General features: G+C 39.1%; 28 protein-coding genes and 1 tRNA gene. 14 read left to right on the top strand and 15 right to left on the bottom strand.

The window, feature by feature from the left end; all coding sequences use genetic code 11:
* The 5 genes from O5635_RS08140 to O5635_RS08120 all read right to left on the bottom strand — a co-directional run bounded on the left by O5635_RS08140 (position 1) and on the right by O5635_RS08120 (position 2034).
* Positions 1 to 120, bottom strand: coding sequence for a photosystem II reaction center protein L (locus O5635_RS08140; protein ID WP_011124485.1), 120 nt, complete (start codon positions 118 to 120; stop codon positions 1 to 3).
* A 21-nt stretch (positions 121 to 141) separates the two neighbouring features.
* Complete coding sequence (gene psbF / locus O5635_RS08135) at positions 142 to 288, bottom strand: cytochrome b559 subunit beta (RefSeq protein WP_011124484.1); 147 nt, start codon at positions 286 to 288, stop codon at positions 142 to 144.
* 3 nt (positions 289 to 291) lie between these two features.
* On the bottom strand, positions 292 to 540 hold the full coding sequence (psbE, locus tag O5635_RS08130; RefSeq protein WP_036901340.1) for a cytochrome b559 subunit alpha: 249 nt from the start codon (positions 538 to 540) through the stop codon (positions 292 to 294).
* A gap of 104 nt (positions 541 to 644) precedes the next feature.
* The gene (locus O5635_RS08125) at positions 645 to 1658 is read right to left on the bottom strand and encodes a photosynthesis system II assembly factor Ycf48 (protein ID WP_036901341.1); all 1014 of its coding nucleotides are present in this window, start codon (positions 1656 to 1658) and stop codon (positions 645 to 647) included.
* Positions 1659 to 1668: 10 nt separating this feature from the next.
* The gene (locus O5635_RS08120; RefSeq protein ID WP_420063651.1) at positions 1669 to 2034 is read right to left on the bottom strand and encodes a rubredoxin; all 366 of its coding nucleotides are present in this window, start codon (positions 2032 to 2034) and stop codon (positions 1669 to 1671) included.
* Positions 2035 to 2182: 148 nt separating this feature from the next.
* Here O5635_RS08120 and O5635_RS08115 point away from each other — a divergent pair, with 148 nt between their 5' ends.
* The 3 genes from O5635_RS08115 to O5635_RS08105 are packed head-to-tail and all read left to right on the top strand — an operon-like array spanning position 2183 to position 3829.
* A complete protein-coding gene (locus O5635_RS08115; RefSeq protein ID WP_036901345.1) occupies positions 2183 to 2545 on the top strand; it encodes an NAD(P)H-quinone oxidoreductase subunit 3 in 363 nt (120 codons plus the stop codon).
* Complete coding sequence (locus tag O5635_RS08110) at positions 2511 to 3269, top strand: NADH dehydrogenase subunit K (RefSeq protein ID WP_193742008.1); 759 nt, start codon at positions 2511 to 2513, stop codon at positions 3267 to 3269. The genes O5635_RS08115 and O5635_RS08110 overlap by 35 nt, the downstream gene beginning before the upstream one ends.
* A gap of 5 nt (positions 3270 to 3274) precedes the next feature.
* On the top strand, positions 3275 to 3829 hold the full coding sequence (locus O5635_RS08105) for an NAD(P)H-quinone oxidoreductase subunit J (RefSeq protein WP_072013257.1): 555 nt from the start codon (positions 3275 to 3277) through the stop codon (positions 3827 to 3829).
* On the opposite strand, the gene O5635_RS08100 is transcribed toward O5635_RS08105, so the two are convergent.
* Complete coding sequence (locus O5635_RS08100) at positions 3826 to 5085, bottom strand: uridine diphosphate-N-acetylglucosamine-binding protein YvcK (protein WP_152557297.1); 1260 nt, start codon at positions 5083 to 5085, stop codon at positions 3826 to 3828. The genes O5635_RS08105 and O5635_RS08100 overlap by 4 nt on opposite strands.
* A 242-nt stretch (positions 5086 to 5327) precedes the next feature.
* Here O5635_RS08100 and O5635_RS08095 point away from each other — a divergent pair, with 242 nt between their 5' ends.
* Positions 5328 to 6140: an ABC transporter ATP-binding protein gene (locus tag O5635_RS08095; RefSeq protein ID WP_152557284.1), complete on the top strand. Its 813-nt coding sequence runs from the start codon at positions 5328 to 5330 to the stop codon at positions 6138 to 6140.
* A gap of 5 nt (positions 6141 to 6145) precedes the next feature.
* Positions 6146 to 6991: an MlaD family protein gene (locus tag O5635_RS08090; protein WP_036901347.1), complete on the top strand. Its 846-nt coding sequence runs from the start codon at positions 6146 to 6148 to the stop codon at positions 6989 to 6991.
* 14 nt (positions 6992 to 7005) lie between these two features.
* Here O5635_RS08090 and bchD read toward each other — a convergent pair whose 3' ends face one another.
* Positions 7006 to 9126, bottom strand: a complete 2121-nt coding sequence (gene bchD, locus O5635_RS08085) for a magnesium chelatase ATPase subunit D (protein WP_036901348.1) — start codon at positions 9124 to 9126, stop codon at positions 7006 to 7008.
* Between the two features lie 49 nt (positions 9127 to 9175).
* Here bchD and folK point away from each other — a divergent pair, with 49 nt between their 5' ends.
* Both folK and O5635_RS08075 read left to right on the top strand, forming a co-directional pair.
* Entirely contained in the window at positions 9176 to 9757 is a 582-nt protein-coding gene (gene folK / locus O5635_RS08080; RefSeq protein ID WP_036901350.1) for a 2-amino-4-hydroxy-6-hydroxymethyldihydropteridine diphosphokinase, read from the top strand.
* A 73-nt stretch (positions 9758 to 9830) separates the two neighbouring features.
* Positions 9831 to 10391, top strand: coding sequence for an NUDIX hydrolase (locus tag O5635_RS08075; protein WP_036901352.1), 561 nt, complete (start codon positions 9831 to 9833; stop codon positions 10389 to 10391).
* A gap of 54 nt (positions 10392 to 10445) precedes the next feature.
* Here the strand turns inward: O5635_RS08075 and O5635_RS08070 are convergent, their stop codons facing one another.
* A complete protein-coding gene (locus O5635_RS08070; RefSeq protein WP_036901353.1) occupies positions 10446 to 11642 on the bottom strand; it encodes a DegT/DnrJ/EryC1/StrS family aminotransferase in 1197 nt (398 codons plus the stop codon).
* Positions 11643 to 11682: 40 nt separating this feature from the next.
* Complete coding sequence (locus tag O5635_RS08065) at positions 11683 to 12315, bottom strand: thioredoxin family protein (protein WP_036901355.1); 633 nt, start codon at positions 12313 to 12315, stop codon at positions 11683 to 11685.
* Between the two features lie 108 nt (positions 12316 to 12423).
* On the opposite strand from O5635_RS08065, the gene fabI reads away from it, so the two are divergent.
* The 3 genes from fabI to O5635_RS08050 all read left to right on the top strand — a co-directional run bounded on the left by fabI (position 12424) and on the right by O5635_RS08050 (position 15440).
* On the top strand, positions 12424 to 13206 hold the full coding sequence (fabI, locus tag O5635_RS08060; RefSeq protein ID WP_036901357.1) for an enoyl-ACP reductase FabI: 783 nt from the start codon (positions 12424 to 12426) through the stop codon (positions 13204 to 13206).
* A gap of 35 nt (positions 13207 to 13241) precedes the next feature.
* Entirely contained in the window at positions 13242 to 13862 is a 621-nt protein-coding gene (gene hisB, locus O5635_RS08055; RefSeq protein WP_036901359.1) for an imidazoleglycerol-phosphate dehydratase HisB, read from the top strand.
* An 81-nt stretch (positions 13863 to 13943) separates the two neighbouring features.
* Positions 13944 to 15440, top strand: a complete 1497-nt coding sequence (locus O5635_RS08050; RefSeq protein ID WP_052042865.1) for a carotenoid oxygenase family protein — start codon at positions 13944 to 13946, stop codon at positions 15438 to 15440.
* Here O5635_RS08050 and rdgB read toward each other — a convergent pair.
* Positions 15433 to 16062, bottom strand: coding sequence for an RdgB/HAM1 family non-canonical purine NTP pyrophosphatase (rdgB, locus tag O5635_RS08045; RefSeq protein ID WP_036901363.1), 630 nt, complete (start codon positions 16060 to 16062; stop codon positions 15433 to 15435). The two genes, O5635_RS08050 and rdgB, sit on opposite strands and share 8 nt — an antisense overlap.
* The gene (locus O5635_RS08040; protein ID WP_036901365.1) at positions 16059 to 17516 is read right to left on the bottom strand and encodes a phosphoglucosamine mutase; all 1458 of its coding nucleotides are present in this window, start codon (positions 17514 to 17516) and stop codon (positions 16059 to 16061) included. Before O5635_RS08040 ends, rdgB begins: the two co-directional genes overlap by 4 nt.
* Positions 17517 to 17568: 52 nt before the next feature.
* Between O5635_RS08040 and O5635_RS08035 the strand changes: the two genes are divergently transcribed.
* Complete coding sequence (locus tag O5635_RS08035) at positions 17569 to 19032, top strand: TM0106 family RecB-like putative nuclease (RefSeq protein WP_036901367.1); 1464 nt, start codon at positions 17569 to 17571, stop codon at positions 19030 to 19032.
* 2 nt (positions 19033 to 19034) lie between these two features.
* On the opposite strand, the gene O5635_RS08030 is transcribed toward O5635_RS08035, so the two are convergent.
* Positions 19035 to 19880: a folate-binding protein YgfZ gene (locus O5635_RS08030; RefSeq protein WP_036901368.1), complete on the bottom strand. Its 846-nt coding sequence runs from the start codon at positions 19878 to 19880 to the stop codon at positions 19035 to 19037.
* The gene (pyrE, locus tag O5635_RS08025) at positions 19877 to 20461 is read right to left on the bottom strand and encodes an orotate phosphoribosyltransferase (RefSeq protein WP_036901371.1); all 585 of its coding nucleotides are present in this window, start codon (positions 20459 to 20461) and stop codon (positions 19877 to 19879) included. Before pyrE ends, O5635_RS08030 begins: the two co-directional genes overlap by 4 nt.
* 109 nt (positions 20462 to 20570) lie before the next feature.
* Here pyrE and O5635_RS08020 point away from each other — a divergent pair.
* From O5635_RS08020 to O5635_RS08010, 3 genes are all read left to right on the top strand, one after another.
* Positions 20571 to 20643: transfer RNA gene (locus O5635_RS08020), tRNA-Ile, on the top strand.
* Positions 20644 to 20656: 13 nt separating this feature from the next.
* Complete coding sequence (locus tag O5635_RS08015; protein WP_036901374.1) at positions 20657 to 21940, top strand: hemolysin family protein; 1284 nt, start codon at positions 20657 to 20659, stop codon at positions 21938 to 21940.
* 37 nt (positions 21941 to 21977) lie between these two features.
* Positions 21978 to 22985, top strand: coding sequence for a Gfo/Idh/MocA family protein (locus O5635_RS08010; protein WP_036901376.1), 1008 nt, complete (start codon positions 21978 to 21980; stop codon positions 22983 to 22985).
* Positions 22986 to 23105: 120 nt separating this feature from the next.
* Here O5635_RS08010 and O5635_RS08005 read toward each other — a convergent pair whose 3' ends face one another.
* Positions 23106 to 23249 carry a photosystem II reaction center protein K gene (locus O5635_RS08005; RefSeq protein ID WP_036902007.1) on the bottom strand — a complete coding sequence of 48 codons (144 nt, stop codon included), beginning with the start codon at positions 23247 to 23249 and terminating at the stop codon, positions 23106 to 23108.
* Positions 23250 to 23282: 33 nt separating this feature from the next.
* A complete protein-coding gene (gene tgt / locus O5635_RS08000; protein WP_036902010.1) occupies positions 23283 to 24401 on the bottom strand; it encodes a tRNA guanosine(34) transglycosylase Tgt in 1119 nt (372 codons plus the stop codon).
* Positions 24402 to 24407 lie beyond the last annotated feature (6 nt).

The raw sequence follows: 24407 nt of genomic DNA, 5'->3' as shown, positions 1-24407 counted from the left end.
TTAGTTAAAGAAATAGCTTGAGAACAAAATCCCTAGAACAAAAACAAGCAAAAGACCTAGATAAAGGCTTGTTCGATTTAATTCAACCGAAAGCTTGTTTGGATTTGGATTAACTTGCATGGCTAAAAATTAGTCGAATAATCAACGACGGATGAACTGCATTGCTGCAATCGCACCTAAGAAAAATACTGTTGGGATAGCCAGTGCATGTACTGCAAGCCAACGCACCGTAAAGATTGGATAGGTGCGTACTTCAACAGCCTGTAATGGAGAAGAAGAATTAGTCATTGGTTATTTCAGGCGCAAATCAAGTTGAGCCTTAGAGTCAAAACGCTCTGATACAACTGGAGCCTTAGTTTCAGATGCCTGAAAATAGGTGTCTGGTCTGGGAGTTCCAAATGTGTCATAGGCAAGGCCTGTAGACACAAATAAGAATCCTGCGATAAAGATCGCTGGGAGAGTTACCGCATGGATGATCCAGTAGCGGACACTTGTAATGATCTCAAAAAACGGGCGTTCCCCGGTGGAGCCGGCAGCCATAGCCTCACGCGTATTAGCTTAAAGATCTTATCAAGGCTCTATCTAAAGTTGTGCTGGTTTTGCAGCATGGTTACAGAGCGTTGTGGATTCGGAAGTGATAAAGACTAACCAATCCATCTCAAAAGATTCCCTCTTTCACCTAGGGCAAAGCCTTTTGGCTGATTTAGCTCAGGGTTATCGATAAAAAAGATCCTTATAAAATTTGTAGGAATTAATTCACCTAGAGGATCTTTTTCCCAACTTTCTCCTTGATCTTTACTTAACAGAAGAGTCCCATTACCCCCTCCAGCCCATATATGACCGTTTGGATCCCAGGCCATATCCAAGTAGTTGTATCCATTTACTATTGGAACTTTTGGCTTGGACCAGCTTTCATAATCACCTTCAATTTCATTAAAACGAATTTCAGCTCCTCTCGATAACATCCAAAGTTGGCCATTTGGTTGAAAGCCTAGGGTTTGAACTCTTTTGCTACTAGCTCTTTGGTGGGGTTGCCAGCTTTCTTGACCTGATTCCAAGGTCACGAAGAAATTACCCAAACTACTTACGCTTACATAAGCACCATCATCCCTTCTTCTCATGTCCCTTACACCCCCTGATGCCTCCGCCACTCTCCCTTGCCAAGTTGCCCCCTCATCAACGGTTTGATAAATGGCCCCTGCTGTAGTGGCCAATTCCGCAGAGCTATCTCCTAGGGTTTTAATCAAATAAGGGTTGCCAGGTAATTTATTGCCAAGAACAAGACGGTTCCAATTTTTCCCGGCATCATCAGTATGCATAACCAAACCAGGTTGACCTACAAGCCAGCCTTCACTGCCCTTAAAATCAATACTGATTAATCGGAAATTTTCTTCACTTGGAAGTTCTAATGCCCTTTCTTGCCAAGTTGAACCACCATCAAATGTCTCGCGAATCAGTCGATTTGCTCCGACTAAAAACCCATGGTTTTCATCCACAAAAGCAATATCAAGCGGATTGTCTTCAAGCTCAAGCTGCACTTGCTCCCAAGGAGAAGATGACGCAACAGGAAGCCTGGTTGTAGAGACACATCCACTTAAAGCAAATGCTACGAATACAAACAAAAGCAAATTTGCAGAAATTTTAAATAATCGATTCATGAGAGGAAGGTTAATGCAATGAATACAGAGATAAGAAACAAGCTGCTGCTAATGCTAGACCACCAAAAATCAAAACATTCTTCTGTCCAGGAGGAAGAGTATTGAAACCAAAGCCATACTGAATGTTTTCTTCAAAGCCTTCAGCAGGTTTAAATTTAGCGCCGATATCTTTGTAAGCATCAACACTAGCTCTGCAAACAGGACAACGGTATTTTTGCCTGTCAATTTCCTTAAAAGGAGTCCCTTTAGGAATCTTATATTTCCTCAAGCCTTCTTTAGGATCATAAATGTAACCACATCCTCTACACTCAAATCGATTCAGCCTGAGATCATCAGAACGATCAGATATCTGATCAGATTTTGTATCTGCATTGATAGAGTCTTTACCCAATTTATTGGGTTCGGCTTGGTCTAATGCAGCTTTTTGTTCGTCGTTCACCGTTTGCAGTCTCACACAACTTAACTCTATCCATGAAACTACTTATGAGTGAGTGTCAAACTAAGAATAAAGTTTTTTATATCTAATGTTCTCGCTTCAGGGTTACGACGCATTTCTAGGATTTCTGATAATTTCTGGTGCTGTTCCGATTCTGGCACTAGTAACCAATAAATTTTTATCACCCAAAAGCCAAAAAGGGGAGAGAGAACTTACCTATGAATCAGGAATGGAGCCGATAGGAGGGGCATGGATTCAATTCAATATTCGTTATTACATGTTCGCTCTTGTTTTCGTAATATTTGATGTGGAAACAGTTTTTCTTTATCCCTGGGCCGTCGCATTTCATAAACTTGGTTTACTGGCATTTATTGAAGCCCTGATTTTTATTGCAATTCTTATAGTTGCATTAGCATATGCCTGGCGTAAAGGCGCACTTGAATGGAGTTAATTACTTGACTGATCTACCTACAACAAATGCAGTTAGAGACATTCGGGAAGCTACTTGTGGTCCAGTTGGATCCCCAAATGTCACTAGTGACCTAAGTGAAAACATCATTCTTACTAGCCTTGATGATCTTCATAATTGGGCAAGGTTAAGTAGCTTATGGCCTCTTCTTTATGGCACAGCATGTTGCTTTATTGAATTTGCAGCCTTAATTGGCTCAAGGTTTGATTTTGATAGATTCGGCTTAGTTCCAAGAAGTTCGCCTAGACAAGCTGATCTACTAATTGTGGCAGGAACAGTAACAATGAAAATGGCTCCTGCACTAGTAAGGCTTTATGAACAAATGCCAGACCCCAAATATGTAATTGCAATGGGTGCATGCACAATCACTGGTGGGATGTTTAGTGCAGACTCAACTACAGCTGTTAGAGGCGTAGATAAATTAATCCCTGTAGATCTTTACTTACCAGGATGTCCACCAAGACCTGAAGCAATATTTGATGCAGTGGTCAAATTGAGAAAAAAAGTTAGTAATGAGTCATTTCAAGAACGAGGGAAGCTAGTCCAGACTCATCGTTATTTTACTGTTCGACATGAGATGAAAAAAGTTGAATCTCAAATCACCGGTGCTTACTTAAAAGCAGAGTCTCAACAATTTGCTTTAAAAGGTTCTCAAGAAACGCCTCTTCAAGCAAAAACTGAACCCTCGAAAGAAACCATCACATAGCAAACATGGCATTAGATCCTGAAGCATCAAAACAAAATCTATCTAACCCTGAAGCGAAAGAAGTAGAGGTAATAGAGCCTGGCCCAATAAGTCAATGGCTGAATACTCAAGGTATTGAAAACGCCCCTATAGGATCTGATCACATAGGGATAGAAAATATTGCAGTCAATCCAAACTTTTTGCTAAAAGCTGCTTCTGCCTTGAAAAGTAATGGCTTTAATTATTTGCAATGCCAAGGAGGTTATGACGAAGGGGCAGGGTTGTCTCTTGTTTGTTTTTACCATCTTATAGAAATTAGAGATTTTAAAGATGATTTCCATCCTAGGGAAATCAGAATGAAAGTCTTCCTTGACAGGAACGAAGAAATGAGGGTTCCTAGCTTATATCAAATATTTAAAGGAAGTGACTGGCAAGAAAGAGAGACTTATGACATGTTTGGTATAAATTTTGCTGGTCACCCTCACCCCAAAAGATTACTTATGCCAGAAGACTGGAAAGGTTGGCCGCTTCGAAAAGACTACGTTCAGCCTGATTTCTATGAAATGCAAGATGCATATTAATGCTCTCTTTTATATTTTCTATAAAAGCGCATTACAGCTATAGATAAGCTCCTTGGATCATGTCTTAATGTTGGTGTAGTTTTAGATCCTTGTAGAGAAGTTAAATAAACCTTATAGCCTTTAGAAATAAGATTTTGCCTATCGCATTTAACTGGTTCAGCTCCTCTTGAACGATAATATTCAATAAGAGGTGAAGCACCTAATTGTTCTTGCGCAAGAATATCATTAAAAATGCGATTTGTAATTCCCAGACTAGCTAATTGGGCTTCAATAGCTCTAATATGTCCACTAACATCAAGTCCATCGGTCTCCCCTGGTTGAGTCATTAAATTGCAAATATATAATTTAGGTGCTTTGCTTTTTTGAATTGCAGCAACAATCTCAGGTACTAATAAATTTGGCAATAACGAAGTAAATAAGCTACCTGGGCCTAGCAAAATTAGCTCAGCATTCTCTATGGCATCTAAAGCCCTTGGTATCGCAGGTGGCTTTTCAGGATAACAACCAATTCTAACGATTGGGTTTGAAGCTCTCCCTATAGATGATTCCCCTTCAACATGTTCTCCATTTTCCAACTCTGCCCATAAGCACACATCCGCATTTGTGGCAGGAACAACTTGACCTTGAACTGCAAGAATTCGACTTGAAGCCGTAATGGCTGTATCAATATTACCTGTAATGGAAGTTAAGGCCGAAAGGAATAAGTTACCAAAGCTATGACCAGCCAAGCCAGTGCCAGAAGAGAAGCGATATTGAAACAGCCTTGTTAGCAATGGTTCCTCATTAGATAAAGCGGCTAGACAATTGCGAATATCACCAGGAGGCTGCACACCTAGTTCCCTTCTCAAAATTCCGCTGCTACCTCCATCATCCGCAACTGTGACTATTGCAGTGATTCGACTGCTATAGCGCTTCAATCCCTGTAGCAAAGAAGCCAAACCTGTTCCACCACCAATCGCAACAATGTTTGGTCCTCTATTGCGCTTACTTTTTACCATTAACGCATCTACTAAGATTGCATCCTTATCTGGAGCTACAGCTTGTTGTATAGAGTCAAAGCTTCTACTCTGCCCCCATAGCAGTAAGCCAATACCTACAAGAAATACCAATGGACCTGTAAAACTTCTTGGAAGGAAGGTAGTAATAGTTTCAAGAAACCAAAAAAGTCCTTCAACAGCCCAATAAACAGGCCTTAAATTCGCCCAAATAGCTGCTCCAAAAAGGGCTACTATCAAACCAATTCCAGAAGTAAACATCCACCGCTTTACTACTAAACCTGGCAATAACCAACGCACCGCCCTTTGTGATCGCCTTAAAAAATTTAATTGACTTCCTTTCCTTAAAGTATCCTTAGGGGAGTTATGCCTAGAGATTTGCCTCCTAAGTGTTCTTTTTTTAAATGGCTTATTCAACAAAGACAAATCTAAAAACTAAAGCAGATTAATTGCTAATAAGTTTAAAAGGGAAGTTGCCCTAGAGTCTATTTAAACGAAGCTAGATGGAACATTCAAGAACAAACAGAATGGTAAAAGATACCTTACCAATTATTGATATTGAAAGTTTAGTGGTGCAATGGGATTCAAAGCCAGTATTAAATCAATTTGATTTAATCATGAAACCTGGTGAAAAAATTGCGATCATTGGGCCATCAGGTTGTGGCAAATCAACAACACTAAAGGTTCTTGCAGGTTTGCTGCTTCCAACAAGTGGCGAAATTAAATTGTTTGGCACTAGTCAAAAATATTTGCGTCTGGACCAAAACAATCCTCCAGACGTGCGTTTAGTTTTTCAAAACCCTGCACTTTTAGGCTCTTTGACAGTTGAAGAAAACGTAGGTTTTCTCTTAAGAAAAAATACAAGCCTTAGTAAAAGCAAGGTAAGAGACATTGTCATAACTTGCCTTAAAGAAGTTGGCCTCTACAATGTAAGTAATAAATTACCTGGCGAATTAAGTGGAGGAATGCAAAAAAGAGTCAGCTTTGCTCGCGCATTAATTAAAAGCCCTTATTTAAATTCATCTTCAATGCCATTACTTTTATTTGATGAACCTACCTCTGGTTTAGACCCTATAGCTTGTACGAGAATAGAAGATTTAATTATTAAAACTACTAATGTAGCCAAAGGCTGTTCCATAGTTGTCAGCCATGTAATGAGCACAATAGAAAGAGCTGCTGAAAGAGTGTTAATGCTATATGGAGGTAAGATCCAATGGGATGGCACAATTCAAGAATTTAGGGAAACTGATAATCCTTATATCAAACAATTTAGAGAAGGTAGCCTTCGAGGTCCTATTCAACCTGAAATAATTTAATTACGATGAAAAGAAGCCATAGAGATGCAATTGTTGGTTTTACTCTTTTAGGAGGCGTAGTAATATTTTCTGGTTTAATGATTTGGCTAGAAGGGCTAAGGCTGAATAGAAATAATTGGGATTTTATTGCTAATTTTGATGATGCCAGTGGCTTATCAGAAGGAACACCTGTTACCTTTCGGGGTATCAAAGTAGGTACTATTGAAGATGTTTCTTTTGATGTGCAAAATGTAAAGACTAAAATTAATATTAATAATAAAAAACTTATTTTATATAAACCAGTTTATGCAAAAGTTCTAGCAAGCTCAGTCCTTGGTAGAGATATAGAAGTAGCCTTAATTAGTAAAGGGAAGCCGCTTGAAAACTTAAACAATTTACCAACACATCAAGATTGTCCTGGGAATTTAATCTTGTGCGAAAATGATGTTATACAGGGAAGAGCAATTAAAAGTATTTCGACTTTAACTGAAGAATTAAATAACTTACTCAATCAAGCAGGCGAAGAAGAGGTTGTAGCTAAAGTTGTAAAGTCAATCAGTAATTTCGATGATACTCAAACAGAATTAAAAGAACTGATACAATTATCAAAGCAAGAAATGAACCGTGCCAAGCCAATAATCACAGAGCTAAGGAAGACTGTTGCGCACATAAATAATATTTTAGCTGCTATAGATAGCCCTGAGACGCTTGAAGACATTAAATTAACTGCAAGTTCAATGAGTTCAACCACACAGAAACTGGACAAGTTAGCTACTGATTTAAGTGAAATTCTCAATAATGAAGAGTTAAAAGATGCCTTGCAAAGTGCAGCAGTTGGCATAGGTAAATTATTTAATGACCTTTATCCTTAATAATCAAAGCTCAATTATTTGACCTCATTAATAGCATCCATTGCAATAGAAGCTATTGCCTGGTCGCTGGCTTTAGGAAGTTGAACATATTTACCACCTGCTGATTCTGCCAAGTCTTTTCCCATACCACTAGCAATAAACTTTCTTTCAGTATCTATAACTAGTAACTTTATGCCCAAACTTCTATAGCGAGAAGCTACATCTAAAACCTCTTGTTTTAAGTCAACTGGTTCTTCTCCTTCTATTGAAGGCTGGCCTAAGGATATCCCCAATGGGACATTACCTCTACCATCGGTAATTGCTACTACTACAACCTGACCCAAATCCCCTGTAGCGAGTGCATTGGCACCGACTCTTGCTGCCTGAGTCAATCCGTGAGCGAGAGGAGACCCCCCCCCGCAAGGCATTGTTTCCAAACGTCTTTTGGCAGCAGTTATAGACCTTGTAGGAGGTAGCAAAACTTCTGCCTGCTCTCCTCTAAAAGGAATCAAAGAGACTTCGTCTCGATTCTCATAGGCTTCGGAAAGCAACCTTATCAAAGCTCCTTTAGCGCTCTGCATGCGATTTAGAGCCATTGACCCACTTGCATCCACTAAAAAAATCACAAGAGCTCCTGCTTTTCGCTGAAGAAGCTTTGCCCGCAGATCTCCTTCTTCTACAATAACCTTCCTAGATGGGTCTCTCTCTCGTCGAGCCTTCTGATAAGGAGCAGCTGCTCTTAAAGTTGCATCAACCGCAATCCGAGTAACAGGTCCCCTAGGGAGAATTGGTTTTACATATCGTCCGCGACTATCACTAAAAACAGCTGATCTACTACCACTGTTTCCAGTTTTTGCTTTTGCCGAAGAGAAAAGCAACAAGTCTGGGTCAATGGCACAAGCCTCAGGGTCAAGCATAAATTCTTCTGGAATAGGGGGTGCTTGCTGATCTTCAGGAGTGTCTTCATCATCATCTTCAGAATCTTGATCTTCTAAATCATCATCTTGAGACTGGTCAGGTGGAGGCGGCTGATCTTCAGGAGGCGGAGGCTCCATTTGATCTTCATTAGGTGGCAACTGCAAAGCTCGAGGAGCTATAACCAAGCGAACAGCAACTTGTAAATCATCTGCATCCACTTTATCTCTACCAGACAAAGCAGCATGAGCTTTAGCAACGCGTACTGCATACAATTCAGATCGATGGCCTTCTACTCCACCTCTAATTGCTTCGATCACTAAATATTCAATCTGATCTTTAGTTATTTGAACATCTTGAAGCCACTGTCTTGCTAGTAACAATTGGGTTGCCAAGGATTCAGTGGCTTCAGACCAAGTTTTCGAAAAAGTCTTACTTGATTCACCAAACGCCATTGAAGATTTTGTTATCTCAACTCTTTGTTCATTAGAAACAATCTGATCGGCAGATAAAACAATTGCAAATCTATCTAGTAAATGATCACGCACAGCTCCCTCTTCTGGATTATATGTTGCAATTAATAATGGGCGGCATGGATGTCTAAGGCTCAAACCTTCTCTCTCTATTAAATTTTCACCAGATCCAACTGCGGCCAACATAAGGTTCACAATTCCATCATCTAAAAGATTTAATTCATCTATATACAAAACACCTCTATGTGATTCGGCTAATAATCCAGGTTGGAAAACTGCATTTCCAGAAGCAAGTGAAGATGCTACATCTACTGAGCCTACCAATCTGTCTTCTGTAATCCCAAGTGGCACCTGGACAAAAGGGGCTTTCACAACTCTTTTAGGAGCTTCGTGTTCTTTATTATCAAGAGAAGACTCTTTTTCTAGTTGAATAATTCGTTTGCTAATTTCATCCCATTCTTCTGGTCTTTTTGGATCAAGATTTAATCCAATAGGGCGAAGCTGATACTGGAGAGAAGGAGTCTCTAAGTCTAAAACTTCTATTGGTGGCAAAAGTGCATGTAACCCCCTTGCTAAGACGGATTTACCAGTGCCCCTGCCACCAGCAATGATCACCCCTCCTAAGGCCGGATCAACAGCAGCAAGCATTAAAGCAAGCTTAAGAGTCCCATGACCTGTAATTGCAGCCAAAGGGAAAGCTCGGTTGTCTATCTCCATAGAATCGAGGCTTTGATTATTAAGAGTGGTGTTAGCTCCGCTTGAAACCATCGAAAATCCCTACCCTGATCATTTTTGCATCAGTTTGACTAATAAAACCATGTCCTCTTTGAACTCGTCCAGAACAAACACTCTTGTGCTTGCCTTAGGTGCAAACATATCCAGCCCTGCAGGGCCTCCTATAGCGACACTCATATCTACGAAACCTCTACTAGAAAAAGTGATTTGTGAATGGATGCAAGTAGTTCAAGAGACAGATCAGGATATTTCATCAATATATTCCAGCCTTAATTGGACATGGTCTCCTTTATATAAAACTAAGCCAATAGGGGGTCCTAGCAACCAACCTGATTATGTAAATGCAGTTGTTATTATTAAAGGGGGATTTTTAAACAAAAAAAATCCTTCAGAGAATGCTGCTTTAGAACTTTTAAAAAGGTTACTGAAATTAGAAACTGAATTTGGAAGGAATAGAGCATCATCCAAAATCAGATGGGGTCCTAGGTCATTAGATATAGACATTATTTCGTGGGGGGAACTACATTTAAACACTTCAAATCTGAAACTACCGCACCCTCGACTAACTGAAAGAGCTTTTGTAGTTATACCTTTGGCTAAAGCAATGCAAAAATATTCAAATGATATAACTCAAATCACTGGTCAAAAAGGTTGGCCAGAATAAATTAATTTATTAAATATGATTCCAAAAGGGGCGTAAAGTTATTCATTCTTAGTAATAGTTACTCAAGCTGCAAATGTCACCATTACCTCCTCAAGAACCATCTCTTATTCTTGAAAATAAAAGATCTATTGATGTAAAGAAAATTCGTTTTGAAGTAAATCGAATTGAACTACCTATAGGTTTCCAAGGGACTTTTGGAGTGATCAAACACCCTGGGGCTGCTTTAGCAGTGCCAATAAAAGAGAATGGAAATGTAATCATCCTCCGTCAATATCGATTTGCAGTCTCAAGAAGAATTCTTGAATTCCCAGCAGGCACCCTTGAAAACAATGAAGATCCTCTTTCTTCAATTCAAAGAGAATTAGGAGAAGAATCAGGTTATGAAGCTTCTAATTGGGATGAACTTGGTGTCATGCTTCCTTGCCCAGGGTATTCTGATGAATCTATTCACATGTTCTTAGCAAGAGACCTAAGCCCTCTTCAAAGTAAACCCCTTGGCGATGAAGATGAGGATATTGAAATTCTTGAGTTAACCAAAAATGAACTAGATAAAATTATTTCAAACGGGAACGAAGCTCTTGATGGTAAAACAATTACAGCTTGGCATAGAGCTTGTCAATTTTTAGATCTTTAAAAGTTTATATAATAAAGCCAATACTTTTTCTAAAATGAAATTTTAGAAAAACAATCAATCTAATAATATAGCTCGAATTGTATTAATAACATATTCTTGCTGTTCAATTGTAAGTTCCGGGAAAATAGGCAGACTTAAAACTTCTGAAGACAATCGCTCAGTAACAGACAAGTTAGACTTTTTACATCCTATTTTCTTATAAACTGGCTGCAAATGAATCGGTATAGGGTAATAAATAATTGTATTTATACCCTTCATAAATAAACTCTCTTTCAACCAATCTCGAGGAATGATGCCATCCAAATCATAAGAAGTTTTTTTTGCAATAATGGGGTTCTTTAAATTTAAGATCTTTTTTTGGATGTCTAATTCCTTCACTTGAACTACAAATTGATTCCATGAATGGATTGTACCTTCCTCACTTGGTTCGGACGGTATTTCTAATCCTGGTAGATCTTTTAGATTCTCTTGATATCTTTTAGCAATTTCGGATCGCTTATTTATCCAATTAGATAAATGTGGAAGTTTAATGTTTAATATTGCCGCCTGCAAAGCGTCTAATCGACTGTTATAACCGAGCTCAGTATGTAAATATCTTTCAGGCATGCCATGCACAGCCAATTCCTTAATTGTTTGAGCAATTAAAGCGTCATGAGTGCTAATTGCTCCGGCATCACCAGCAGCTCCAAGATTTTTAGTAGGGAAAAAACTAAAGCAACCGACATCACCAAAACCTCCTACAGGAAGACCTTTCCAGAAGGTTCCCGCTGCCTGAGCACAATCTTCGATAACTCTTAAACCATACTTATTAGCTATAGACAGAACGATATCCATATTTACAGGGCATCCAAAAAGATGTACTGGCAAAATCACCTTGGTTGCAGGAGTAATTGCTTCCTCCAGAAGACTTGTATTAACAAGGAAGTCTCTTGAACTTACATCCACAAAAACAGGAACAGCCCCGACATTACTAATTGCCTCAGCTGTAGCAAAAAAACTAAAAGAAGCGGTAATAACTTCATCTCCTGGTCCTACATCTAAGGCTCTTAAGGCAAGAACCAAGGCATCTGTACCGCTATTGCAACCGACAACAAAAGGGACTTTGAGGACTTCAGCAAAAGATTTTTGAAACCTCTCAACATCATCCCCTCCTATGTACTTCCCACTATGGAGGACCTTAGAAACAGCTTCATCCAAATCAGAGCCAATTTGAGAAAGCTGTTTATCAAGACTAAAGGGTGGCACTTGCATAAATGGAACCTTAAAGCTTTACGAAGTACAGCTTGCAAATTTAACCATCAATTGAACCAAACCAAGACGGTTCATTATTCGGGTCCCATTTGATATTGCAGCCAATAGAGGGTTTTTGTTCCGAAAATACTTTTTCATTTTTCAAAACAGAATTGAGAGCTAAACGTAAATCGCGTCCATCTAATGGAACTTTATTACCAGGACGACTATCGTCCAATTGTCCTCTATATCTCAATTCTTGAACACCATTAACATTTGGTGAAAAAAGGAAGAAATCCGGAGTACAGGCTGCCCTAATAGCCTTAGCAAAGCTTTGATCAGAATCCAACACATAAGGGAACCTCCAACCGGCTTGCAATGATTGAGATCGCAAATTATCTGGACTGTCTTGCGGGTGAGTTATAAGGCTATTACTCGCAACCGCCAAGAAATCAACTTTATCTAAATAATCCTGGTCTAATTTCGTTAATTGAGTTTCTACATGTTTTACAAAAGGACAATGAGCACAAAGAATCATTATCAGTAAAGGTTTTTCATGGAAAGTACTGGTTTTTAGTAAGGCAATTTTGCCATGATGAACTTCATCTCTTAAGCCTGTACCTGATATAACAGGCAATTCAAAGAATGGTAATTCTGTCCCTAGGGGCAACATTGTTGATAAAGCTTTAACCATGTGAAAGAACTTTCGAATTAGCCTGTTATGAAATAGTTACCTAGGCTCCTAGATAAGTTTCCCCTAGTAAGCGAGAATCATTAAAGCTTACTAAATATTTTAGAACTAATGCTTCTCGATCTAAGTGGTAAAAAAATCCTTGTCACAGGAATAGCTAACAACCGTTCAATTGCTTGGGGCATTGCCCAACAATTACATGCTGCTGGTGCTGAACTTGGCATAACTTATCTCCCTGATGAAAAAGGACGTTTTGAAACAAAGGTTCGAGAACTTACTGCGCCTCTTAAACCCAGTTTATTTCTGCCCTTAAACGTTCAAAACAATTCTCAAATTGAAGAGGTTTTTACATCTATAAAAAATGAATGGGGACAACTAGATGGTCTTGTTCATTGTCTTGCCTTTGCTGGGAAAGATGAGTTGATAGGAGATTATAGTGCGACAAGCTCTGAAGGATTTTCTCGAGCATTAGATATTAGTGCGTATTCACTAGCTCCACTATGTAAATATGCAAAACCACTTTTCAGCGAAAAAGCTGGGGTAGTTACCCTTACTTACCTTGGGGCTGATAGAGCAATACCTAATTACAACGTTATGGGAGTGGCCAAAGCCGCGCTAGAAGCTTCAGTTAGATATCTTTCCGCAGAGCTTGGTCCAGAGAAGGAAGTAAGGGTTAATGCCATCAGCGCAGGACCTATCCGCACATTGGCAAGTTCTGCAATTGGTGGGATTTTAGACATGATTCATAATGTTGAAGAGAAAGCTCCTCTACGACGAACAGTCACTCAAACCGAAGTTGGCAGCACAGCAGCATTCTTGTTAAGCGACCTCTCTAGCGGTATATCTGGTCAAACTATTTATGTTGATGCAGGTTATTGCATTAACGGAATGTGATTTCAATGGCACTATGACTACATAAACACAAAAATATGAACTCACACAGAGAAGCAGAAGTTCACCGCATCACTAATGAAACGAATGTCAAAGTTCGTTTGAAATTGAATGGGCACGGAATAGCCAACATTTCCACGGGCATTGGATTCCTTGATCACATGCTTCATCAACTGACAAGTCATGGATTATTTGATTTAGAAGTAGTTGCCAATGGAGATACGCATATTGACGACCATCACACCAATGAAGATGTTGGGATTGCCATAGGCCAGGCACTTTCGAAATCACTTGGTAACAAAAAAGGTATCCATAGATTTGGTCACTTTATAGCTCCTTTAGATGAAGCACTTGTTCAAGTTGCTCTTGATTGCTCTGGAAGACCTCATTTGAATTATGGGTTAAAGATTCCTGCTCAGCGAATTGGGAGTTACGATACAGAACTTGTGAAAGAGTTTTTCATAGCAGTTGTTAATAATAGTGGCCTCACTCTCCATCTACGGCAGCTAGATGGAACCAACTCTCACCACATAGTTGAAGCATGCTTTAAAGCATTTGCCAGAGCGCTAAGAATGGCTACAGAACCGGACCCTCGTCGAGGCGAGACAATCCCTAGTAGCAAAGGTATTCTGGAGCAAGCTGGCGGGGATAATCTGTAAAAATAACTATGAAAACAATGCTCATCAACTCGCGGTTTGAAATTATTTACGCGAGTATTACCAACTATTGAAAATAAAATTGTGTCTAAATCAACCTCTTCTGCAACTCCATTAGAGGCTTCTGAACATTTTGACAAGAAAGATTGGTCAAGTGCATATTCCAATGTCAAAGAAGAACTAACCAATGTTGAAATAAAAGCAACAAGAGGAGAGATACCTAAAAGTCTAATAGGGAGCTTATACAGGAATGGACCAGGTCAATTAGAAAGAAATGGGCAATGGGTTCACCATCCATTTGATGGTGATGGAATGATTACTTTGATCAAATTTGATAATGGAAGCGTCTATTTAACTAATCGGTTTGTACAAACAGAAGCATGGATAAAAGAAGAGAAAGCAAAAAAATTTTTATATAGGGGTGTTTTTGGAACTCAAAAACCAGGAGGTTTTTTTGCAAACGCATTCGATCTCCGACTAAAAAACATTGCCAACACAAATGTGATCAAACTTGGCAATGAACTTTTAGCCCTATGGGAAGCAGCTAGTCCATATTCCCTTGACCCATCGACATTAAAAACCAATGGAGTATCTATGTTAAATGGAGTGCTTAAACCAAATGAAGCATTTAGTGCTCATCCTCGGTTTGATCCAGGGCATTATGGCGAGCCCAGAATGGTTAATTTTGGTGTAGATGCAGGCCCTAAAAGCACAATCCGATTAATGGAGTTCTATACGACGGGTGATCATGCAGGAGAACTCATATCTGACAGGAAAGATAGTTTCAACGGTTTTGCATTCCTCCATGACTTCGCAATTACTCCTAACTGGACAATATTCTTACAAAATGCAATTGCCTTCAATCCACTCCCATTCATACTGGGCAAAAAAGGAGCGGCTCAATGTATTTCATCTACCCAAAGTAGTAAAGGGAATTTTTTACTAATCCCAAGAGATTCTGGTTCCTTTGGTAAAGAGCCTCCACGAATCTTCGAAGCCCCTGATGGCTTTGTTTTTCATCATTTAAATGCATGGGAATCAGATTCAGAAATTGTTATCGAAAGTATTTTTTATGATGATTTTCCATCCATTGAGCCTAATGAAAATTTTAAAGAAATTGACTTTAAAAAGATTCCTGAAGGAATTTTAAAAAGATGCCACCTAGACCTAAAAAGCCAAAGTCTTACCACAGAAGTTCTAAGCAAACAATGCTGTGAATTCGCAATGGTAAATCCACAATTTGTAGGTCTTGCTCCTACATATAGCTGGATGGCCACCGCCCAACAAGAAACCGGCAATGCCCCTCTACAGGCTATTAAAAAACTAAATCTGAAAACTTCAGCAAAAAACGTATGGAATGCTGGACGTCGAAATTTTGTAAGTGAGCCAATTATGATTCCCGATGATTCATCTACTGAGGATGATGGTTGGGTCTTAGTATTGACATGGAACGGAACACGCCAAGCAAATGACTTAATTATCTTGAAGGCTAATGATTTAAGTGAGCAAGCCACTATAGAATTGCCAATAGCAATACCACATGGATTACATGGTAGTTGGGTAAGCGAAATAACTAACTAGTGCTACTTCTGTTATCAGTCGAAACTTCAAAAAAGTTTCTTAACTTTGGAATTAGTTGTTGAAACGCCAATCCTCGATGACTTATAGATTTTTTTCTTGCAACTCCCATTTCTGCAAAAGTTAAGCCTATTCCTTTAACTTCAAAAATTGGATCATAACCAAATCCCCCTTCACCACGAGGTGCATTAACAATTTTCCCTTCACACCTTCCTTCTACTTCAAATAAAACACCCTCTGCAGGCGAAGCAAAACAAAGTGCACAGTGAAAATACGCATCTCTATTCTTGCAAGGTGCTAACTCATTAAGCAATCTATTAATTCGATCTGAATCTGTTTTGCCATATCGTGCAGAATGAATCCCCGGGACACCTCCTAAAGCATCAACACTTAATCCAGAGTCATCTGCAAGAGAAAGTTCCCCTGTGAATCGAGATGCAGTGATAGCTTTTAATCGGGCATTCTCAGCAAACGATTGTCCTATTTCATCAACATCAAAACCCTCTGGCTGACTAATCACTTGTATAGGCAAACTGGATAAAAGTTCTCGAAATTCTTTTACTTTCCCTAAGTTTCCACTGGCAATCACCAATTTCGGAATGCTGGTGTTGGATTTTAAATTCATGCCTTTTCAACAAACTCTCTGGCCCAATTAAGAGTAAGGTCAACTCCCTTTCTAGTTGGAGCTTCACAATATATCCTCAGAAGTGGTTCTGTACCAGAGAATCTGAACATAAGCCAATGCCTTTCTCCAAGTATTAATTTGAAGCCATCCAAGCTAATGACTTTTTGTACAACGTCATTTAAAACAAATTTAGGGGGAGTCTTCTCAAGCAACTCTTCTAACTTGTTCCTTGAATCATCATCTTCTAGTCTCATATCAATTCGATCGTAAAAACTCTTGCCAAATCGTTGCTGGAGTTCATCAAGACGACTACCTAATGGAATTCCTTTATAAGCAATAGTTTCCAATAGAAGTAAAGCGACATACAAAGCATCACGTTCAGGGATATGATCTCCCACTCCTATTCCACCAGACTCCTCTCCTCCAATAAGAACTTTATTATTCAACATTTCAGCCGCAATATATTTAAACCCAACAGGGAGTTCAATTACTTCTCGTCCAAAATGTTCTGCAACTAAGGTCATCAAGTCTGACCCACTAACCGTTTTAACTACTCTCCCAGGAGACTGTCTAACAGTAGACATATGCTCTATTAAAAGTGGCAACAACAATTGATTACTACAAAATCTTCCTCTCTCATCAATTGCAGCTATTCGATCACCGTCGCCATCAAAAACCAATCCAATCGCCGGCTTCCCACAAGAAGTTGAGGCCTTCACCTTCAAAATCAGTTGTTCCAAATTTCTAGCCAAAGGTTCAGGTGAATTTCCTCCAAACAATGTGTCTCTATTCGAGCGTATCTCTTGAAAACAGTCATTGGAATATTCAGAAAAAAGTTCTTGTATACAGCCAGCAGCAGATCCATGCATAGAGTCAACGATTACTTGCATGCCCATTTCGCGCAAGCGTTCAATCAAAACTTGACAGTCGAATACTTGACTCAGACCATCCAAGTGCTCTCTTCTACAATCAAATTTTTCTGTAATCCCTTTGATTGGGATTGTTATACCTCCTGCCGAAAGTCTTGATTCCACAGACTTTGTGAAATCGCTATCAACTGAAGCCCCTAGGTGACCTTTAATTTTCAGTCCTAGCCATTCTGGAGGATTATGACTAGCTGTTATTACTAAGGCGCCTAAGGCTTGATGCTTAACAACTGCCCAGCTACAAGCAGGTGTAGTGACAGCCGTTGAGGAAATTATTGGTTGAAGATTACAAGCTCTTACAGCACTAGTGATAGCCTCAGCAAATTCACAAGCCAAGAATCTCCTATCATATCCAATAATAATTTTCTTACTTAAGCCACTTGGTGCTCTATAGGCAAGTTCCTGACTAGCAGCTATAGCTACACGAATGAGTCTTTCAAGAGTAATATCTACTCCTAGAACTCCACGCCAACCATCCGTACCAAATCGAATGGGCTCAGGCTGCAACTTCAAAAAATTCTTAAGCATGTCTAAGTCTTAGTTGAAAGAAGAAGAAAAAGAAGCAACTTAAGCTCTATATATGCGAATCACTAAACCCAACAACCAAATACTGACAGATCGTTTACTAAGCAGCTGGATTCGATGTAAGCGTAAAGCCTGGCTAGACCTTTATGAGAATAAAGAAAGAAAAATTTGGGTAGCCCATAGAAGTCTTGAGTTAGATCACCAGTACAGAAGCCTTATGGCATTTGCAGAGCAAAAACTCTCTCATGGGATTGAGTCCTGCCATAAGGGCCATGAAAATGTAATTGGCATACGCCTCAAAATGAATAATGCTTTTGAGACACAACTTGAAGGACATCCAACATTAATTCATAAAAGAGAGGGGAAAAGTTATTTTGGGAACTTTAAATATCAACCAGTCATTGCAAAGCAGGGCAGAAGGTTAACAAGAAAACATCGTCTTCTTCTAACTCTATGGGCATTTTTGCTAGAAAGTTTCCAAAAAGCATCTGTTGAGGAAGGTCTCGCTATCTCAATAACGAATAAAGGTCTTAACGTCCTAAAGGTTCCAATTACTAAAACATATAAAAAACAATTAATTGATTCTTTAAAGAAACTTTTAGAAGGCTTGTCTCAAGAGACCGCACCCAATTTAACCTCTGACAGAAAGAAATGTTTACTCTGTCCATGGAAAGAGGTATGTGATGCAAAAGCTAAGCAAGAGGGTAATTTAAGCGAAATAAATGGAATTGGGGCAAAGCGAAAGGAAATGCTTGAAACAATTGGCATCAACAATCTTGAAGAGCTCGCCAGTGCAGACTCAAAAGATGTAAGTGAGAAGCTGAAAGTATATGGAGAAAGCCATGGTATTATTCCAGCTCAGATTATCAATCAAGCCGAAGTACAAAGAGATCTTATCCCCAAACAAATCAATTCAGGAAGTATACTTGCACAAATTAAAAATGCTCCTGGTGTTATAATATATGATATAGAATCTGATCCAGATATAAATCATGATTTTTTGCATGGTTTAACTTTTATTAAAAGAGATAAGAGCAATAAATGGGATGCAAAAAAAATTGAGTACAAAGGAATAATAAGTCTTCCCGAAAACAATTTAAAATCTTCTTGGGAAGAATTAAATAAAGAGTTTCAATGTCTAAATGAATGGCCTATTCTCCATTATGGGGAGACTGAATACATAACAATTTGCAAGTTAGCTAAACATCTAAATATTAGTGAGAATGAGTCAAGCCTATTAAAGAAAAGGTTTTTCGACATTCATAAAATAATAAGGATTCACTGGATGTTACCAGTTAATAGTTATGGCTTGAAAAGTGTCGCTAAATGGCTTGGTTTCTCATGGAGTCAACGCAATGCAAATGGAGCACAGGCATTGCTTTGGTGGAGACAGTGGAGAAGCCATAAAGAAGATAGCAAAGCCAAACAAAATGCTTTGAAAAACATATTGCAATATAACCGAGATGATTGCTTAGCAACTTGGGAAATAACAAAGTGGCTTCTAAAAAATAAAACTTAGCTTTATTCAGATAAATAATCAACAAATCCGACTGGAGCTGATAATTTTATGGAATTATCTCTATTAAATATGAACAATTCTTTAGATGCTAAAAATCTTCTTCTAATCATTGCTAAGCCTATATTTAAACCAGTTGAACTCTTCATATAAGAAGTAATAAATCCTGCATTATTATTGGAAGGAGATTGAATACGAATATTATCAAGTTCTTTTCCTCCAAAATCTTTTGTTCCTCCTTGCCAAAAACGTAATTGCTGTTTTATTTGAGAACCATTTTTCAACTTAGCCATCGTTTCTTGACCAAGGTAGCATCCTTTATTTAGATCTACAAAATCGGAAAGACCTAATTCATAAGGATTGCTTTCAGCATTTAGTTCATTCGCACCAATAGGCAATCCTTGATTAATTCTCCATTCCTCAATATAAGATGAAGCTGCATCTTGGAAATCAACAAAAGTCGCAGGGATCGTTTCACCAGGATCACACCATTCAACATAACTTTGACTCCAGGGTTTATGAATAGAAATTTTTTGCAATCTTCGGATATTGCCTATATTTTTTACTTCTACCTTGTCAGAAGGAAAAATAACTTTCTGAAAACCTTGCAAAACATTTTCAGGATCGCCTCCTAAAACAATAAACCTTATATCTTCTTCAAGAAATTGCACTTCCAATAAAGCCTTAAACCTTCCTGTTGGCGAAAGCCAACAAGTTCGAAGTAAATTACTTGATTGAACATTCAAAATATTTGCAGTGGTTTGTCCGTGCAAAAACTGTTTATTTTCTTCGCCTCTCAAGCAAAACAAAGTAAAAACATTATTCCAGCAAAAAGTATCTTGTAAATTCATTTAAGTAACTCTTTCGAACGAGTAGAAATTTCATTAAGAGAGAAAAGACTGATCAACTTCAATCCTGAGTCCTGAATTTTCTGCGCAGCACCTTCTTGTCTATCAACAATCGCAATAATTGTTTCTACCAAATAACCCGCATCACGAATCTGATTAACGGCTTTCAAGGAGGAGTCACCTGTAGTAACTACATCCTCAAGAACGGTTACAAGTGAACCTGCAGGTGGCATAGGTCCTTCCAACCAAGCAGCAGTCCCATATCCTTTTGGCTTCTTACGGACTATCAAAGCATCGAGTGCTCGGCCTTGCTGATAAGCCGCCATAGCGACTCCACTAACAAGTGGATCTGCCCCAAGAGTCAAGCCTGCGACAGCAGAAGAACTTTTCTCCACCTGAGTCAGAAGCAATTTGCTTAAGGCGAGAAGTCCCAGTCCACTTAGTGTCACAGGCTTGCAATTGACATAATGAGGGCTTTTCCTACCCGAAGACAAAGTAAAATCTCCATGCTTATATGCATTCCTTGCTAGAAGATCTAAAACTTCATCTCTCGAAGTTTCTATAAAATTATCAGTTTGATTCATTTTGAAATTTGCATCTATGGAGATTGATTTACATCAGCCTCCTTCAATGTAATTATTATTGGTTTAAAGGTCTTCACATTAAATCAAGATCTTTCGCTAATCCTTTAAAGGGGGTGTAGCAATCTGGTGAATGCAGCGAACTCATAATTCGCCTTAGGCGAGTTCGATCCTCGCCACCCCCATTTGATCATTTTGATGAGGCTAATTTTTCTTATAATATTGCTTATTTTGCCTGCATTCTTTGCAGCAGGGGAAGTTGCGATTTTAAGGCTCAGGCCTATTCGGGTTGACAGACTAATTCAAGAAAAGCAATCCGGTGCAAATTCAGTTCTAAGGTTGCAACGACGATTAAAAAGAACTCTCACTGTCTGTCAACTAGGCATAACTATCTCTTTAGTAGCATTAGGGTGGTTATCAAATGGGTTTACGCAGTTGTGGGGGGCTCCTCAAGGAAAAATCCATGTCCTTTTAGATTTAATGATTTTCCTTAGCGTTGTAATGCTAGGGACACTCCTTTCTGGATTGCTGCCAAAAGCATTCGTACTCAACAGGCCCGAAAAAGTTGCTCTTCAAATATCTCCACTTTTAGAAGGTGTTATAAGAGGGATGACCCCTATATTATTTTTATTAGAGACACTTGCCTCTTCTCTTTTAAAGCTAATTGGGCTTAATACTCAATGGGATTCTCTAGTCTCTGCATTGTCAGCAGGTGAATTAGAAACCCTTATTGAATCTGGGAGAGTCACAGGATTGCATCCAGATGAGAAAAATATACTTGAAGGTGTATTTGCTCTTAGAGATACACAAGTCAGAGAAGTTATGGTCCCTAGATCAGGGATGGTTACTCTCCCTAGAACTGTTGTTTTCTCTGAATTAATGAAGGAAGTGCATTTAACTCGTCATGCTCGTTTTTTAGTTACAGGAGAATCACTAGACGAAATACTTGGGGTACTAGACCTTCGACTGCTTGCAGAGCCAATCTCTAAAGGGGAAATGAACCCAGAAACAGCATTAGAGAAATATATAAAGCCAGTGCCAAGAGTTGCAGAAACCTGCACTTTAGAGAAACTTCTTCCTGTAATTAGACAAGGGAACCCATTCCTTTTAGTGGTTGATGAACATGGAGGGACAGAAGGGTTGATCACAGCAGCAGACCTTACTGGTGAGATTGTTGGGGATGAAATGGATCCTGGTATTAAGGAGCCAATTTTAAAAAATATTGATACTAGTTCCCGAAAGTGGGTCGCAGCTGGAGACCTTGAAATTATTGAGCTAAATCGCCAACTCAATATTGATTTACCAGAAAATATAAATCACTACACTCTTGCTGGTTTTTTACTGGAAAAACTTCAAAGTGTTCCAGTGAAAGGAGAAACTGTTATAGACAAAGGAATTATTTTTGAAATAACCTCTATGAAAGGGCCAAGAATTGACCTAGTCAGGATAACCTTGCCTCAAAAACTTTCTCAAAAGCAATGATTAACGATAATCTCAGTAAATTGATAATGAAACTTAAATGACCCCCACCATGATTCCTGTAAAGGTTGGGGTAATAGGTATCGGCAACATGGGCTGGCATCATGCCAGAGTGCTAAGCCTGCTAAAAGACGCTGAATTAATCGGCGTAGCAGATTTAGATCCAGATCGTGGCCAATTGGCAACGGAACAATTCAATTGTGCCTGGTATAAAGACTACAAAGACCTATTATCTGACGTTGAAGCAGTGTGTATTGCAGTGCCTACATTGCTGCATCATGAAGTTGGGCTGAATTGTCTTCAAGCTGGCAAGCATGTTCTCATAGAAAAACCAATTGCAGCCAGTCAATTTGAAGCCTCAGATCTTATTGCTGCATCCAATAAAGCTAATTGCTTACTTCAAGTAGGTCACATTGAAAGATTCAACCCAGCCTTTAAAGAGTTAACAAAAGTAGTAACAAATGAGGAAGTTGTCGTTCTAGAAGCAAGAAGGCATAGTCCTAACGCAGACAGAGCAAATGATGTTTCTGTTGTCTTAGACCTAATGATTCATGATCTTGATCTTGTACTTGAACTTGCAAATGCGCCAGTCGTTCGCCTTGCAGCAGTAGGCGGGTGTAGTAGCGACGATGGTCCTATGGACTATGTAAATGCAACCCTTGGTTTTAGCAATGGTGTAGTAGCTAGTCTTACTTCAAGTAAAATGAGCCACAGAAAGATTAGAAGTCTTAGTGCTCATTGCAAAAAAAGTCTTGTAGAAACAGATTTTCTCAACCATACACTTCATATTCATCGTCGCTCACATGAATGGTATTCAGCAGACCATGGTGAGTTGTTATATCGCAATGACGGATTTATCGAAGAAGTCAGCACTACTTCTATAGAGCCTTTATATGCAGAATTAGAACACTTTCTCCAGTGCGTAAGAGGCCTTGAAAAGCCTGCTGTAGATGGTTTGCAAGCTTCTAGGGCTCTTGTTCTCGCAGATCTAATAGAACATGCTGTAGATCAGCCTGGCGAAGGCATCTCTTTAGACAAGCCAATTTAATTTTTTGAATTTGCCATAAGAAAATTGTCACTGCTAAGCAATGACAATTAGCCTCTTTCAAAATCTGATCAACGTAATAAAAGAATTGCTTTTGTTTAACAAAGTAATTCTTTTATCAAGCTAACGGAAACCAACAGCTGCCTGCCAAACAAAAACAAGCAAGAAGAAAAGAAGAGGAATTAATGGGAGTACATCAACCGTTGGAGCATAAATTTGATACGCCTCAGGTAATTGTGCAAGCAAGTCGACAGAAAACGGTGTCATCCCTAGATAATTCATTGACATTTGCAAGTGACGCTACCACGTGTAATGCGCAATGGAGTCTTTCTGCCATGGAGCGAAATCCTCTGAAAAACATCCGTCCTCTATAGACCTCGCAATTGAGCGGGTAAAACGAATCAAATGGCTAATGTTATGCAAGCTTAAAAGTGTGAGACCAAGCAGTTCCTCACTACGAATTAAGTGATGTAAGTATGCCCGACTATGGTTAGAACAAGCTTCGCAAGTACAAGTGTCATCTAAAGGTTTGTAATCATTTCGAAATCTTGCATTACGAATATTCCACCTCTCTGCATTAACTAAGGCAGTCCCATGTCGGCCAAGTCTTGTTGGCAATACGCAATCAAACAGATCAACGCCATTAGCAACTGCTATTGCAAGTTCTCTCATGGAACCTATACCCATCAAATACCTTGGTATCCCCTCAGGAAGAAGAGGGGATACAGCCCTCACAATGTTATTTATTTCATTACTAGTTTCACCAACGCTAACACCACCAATTGCAATGCCAGGCAAATCAAAACTTGAAACAATCTTTGCACTTTCTTTCCTCAGATCTTCAAAACATCCACCTTGCACAATTCCAAATAAAGCTTGGTCATGCTTGGTATGAGTTGATGCACACCTCTCTAGCCAAGTATGAGTTCGACGGCATGCTTCTTCAATATCATTCCTAGAAGAAGGGAATGGTGGGCATTGATCAAAAGCCATTACAATATCCCCACCTAAAGCCATTTGAATTTGAACGGCCTTCTCGGGTGTCAACTTGATAAAACTGCCATCCCTTGGATTTTTAAAAGAAACTCCTTGATCGTCAATTGTATTTAACTGACCAAGACTAAAAACTTGATAACCGCCTGAATCTGTAAGGATAGGTCCTTGCCAGCTCATGAAATCATGAAGACCACCCGCTTGATTAACTATTTTTTCTCCTGGCTGTAAATGAAGGTGATAAGTATTAGCAAGTATCATCTGAGCACCAGTACCTAATAATTGATTAGGCGAAACTCCTTTAACTGTGGCCAAAGTTCCTACAGGCATAAACTGTGGGGTATGAACTTCACCATGGGGAGTATGAAAACAACCCACACGAGCGTTTGTATTAGAGCAATTGGTTTTGATTTGGAAATTAAACACAAGTTC

It is taken from the genome of Prochlorococcus marinus str. MIT 0919 (assembly GCF_027359375.1).
Lineage (GTDB): Bacteria > Cyanobacteriota > Cyanobacteriia > PCC-6307 > Cyanobiaceae > Prochlorococcus_D.
The sequence above is the reverse complement of the archived record's forward strand: the minus strand, read 5'-3'. Positions and strand labels throughout refer to the sequence as shown.